Origin of the sequence: Streptomyces sp. URMC 123 (assembly GCF_051386515.1) — a bacterium.
In the GTDB taxonomy this organism is placed as follows: Bacteria; Actinomycetota; Actinomycetes; order Streptomycetales; family Streptomycetaceae; genus Streptomyces.
This window is the reverse complement of the sequence record NZ_JBPQTV010000592.1, coordinates 1-1530: the sequence shown is the minus strand read 5'-3', so window position 1 is coordinate 1530 and position 1530 is coordinate 1. Positions and strand designations below refer to the sequence as shown.

At 75.8% G+C, this 1530-nt stretch carries 2 protein-coding genes; both read left to right on the top strand.

Annotation, left to right across the window (positions count from 1 at the left end; genetic code table 11):
* Nucleotides 1-167 precede the first annotated feature (167 nt).
* Nucleotides 168-308, top strand: a complete 141-nt coding sequence (locus tag ACSNOD_RS31035) for a hypothetical protein (RefSeq protein WP_436770411.1) — start codon at nucleotides 168-170, stop codon at nucleotides 306-308.
* Nucleotides 309-349: 41 nt separating this feature from the next.
* The gene (locus tag ACSNOD_RS31030) at nucleotides 350-1309 is read left to right on the top strand and encodes a serine/threonine-protein kinase (RefSeq protein ID WP_436770412.1); all 960 of its coding nucleotides are present in this window, start codon (nucleotides 350-352) and stop codon (nucleotides 1307-1309) included.
* Nucleotides 1310-1530: the final 221 nt, after the last annotated feature.

Below are 1530 nucleotides of genomic sequence, written 5' to 3'. Positions count from 1 at the left end.
GTCCGTGCCCTCGGCGACCAGGATGTTGCCGGGCTTGACGTCCCGGTGCACCAGTTCGTGCGCGTGCGGCGGCGGGTGCGGCGCCGGAGGAATCCCGTACGACACCGGGCGGGGCGCCGGGAGAGTCCCGTACGGCGGCGGGCGGGGTGTCGGCGGACGATCCGACCGTGGTGGTGCGGCCCGACGACGCGCCGCCGAGCGCGCCGGACCCGACCGTGATCGTGCCGGTGGACGACGCGGAGTTCCAGGGCGAGGGCGAGGGCGAGAGCGGCGGCCGCGGGCTTCCGCGGCGGGGTGACCGGCCGTGACGCCGCGCCCCGCCGGCGACGGCGGCGTCGGGGACGGCGGGATCGGGCCGGCGTTCGCCAGGCCGTCCGACCTGATCGGGCGCCGCGTCGCGGCCTACCGCGTCGAGGGCGAGATCGGCCACGGCGGCATGGCCGTCGTCTACCGGGCGCGGGACCTGCGCCTCGACCGCACCGTCGCGCTCAAGCTGCTCGCCCCGCAGCTCGCCCGCAACGACACGTTCCGGCAGCGGTTCGTGCACGAGTCGCGGGTGGCCGCCGCCATCGACCACCCCCATATCGTCCCCGTGTTCGAGGCCGGGGAGACGGACGGCATCCTCTACATCGCGATGCGCTACGTGCGCGGGCAGGACCTGCGGGCGCTCCTCGACCGCGCCGGGCGGCTCTCGGTCGCCGACGCGTGCCGGATCGCCGTCCAGGTCGCCTCCGCGCTGGACGCCGCCCACGCGCACGAACTGGTGCACCGGGACGTCAAGCCCGGCAACATCCTGGTCGCCGAGGGCACGGACAGCGACCACCCCGAGCATGTGTACCTCACCGACTTCGGGCTGACGAAGAAGTCGCTGTCGCTGACCGGTTTCACCAGCGTGGGCCAGTTCGTCGGGACGCTGGACTACGTGGCGCCCGAGCAGATCTCGGGGCGCCCGGTCGACGGCCGCTGCGACGTCTACAGCCTCGGCTGTGTGGTCTTCGAGACGCTGACGGGCGCGCCGCCGTTCGTGCGGGACGACGACATGGCGCTGCTGTGGGCCCACCAGTTCGACCCGCCGCCGCGGGTCTCGGAGCGGCGCGCCGGCCTGCCGGCGGCTGTCGACGAGGTGCTGGCGAAGGCGCTGGCCAAGACGCCGGAGGAGCGGTACGGGACGTGTCTGGAGTTCGTGGCCGCGCTGCGGCGGGCGGCGGCCGCGGGTGGGGCGTCCGCGGTGCCGGCGCCGCCGCGGTGGGCGACGCCGGTCCTCCGGACGGGCCTGCGCGACGACGCTCACGTTGTGGGTCGCCCGTGAGGTGCGCGCCCTCCGGGCGGGTTCGCGCGACGACCGGGGTCACGTCGCCAGTGACGTGAGCGCGTTTGCCCGCGCCTTCGGTGCGGGGGTGGGGGTTTTTCTCGTGCGCCGCCGAGGAGGTACCCCGGCGCGGCACCGACCCCCGCACCCACGCAGCGCACGACCGCAACCACCCGCTCCCGCGCCGAAGGCGCGGGGCCTTTTCCCGCCCCTTCGGGGCG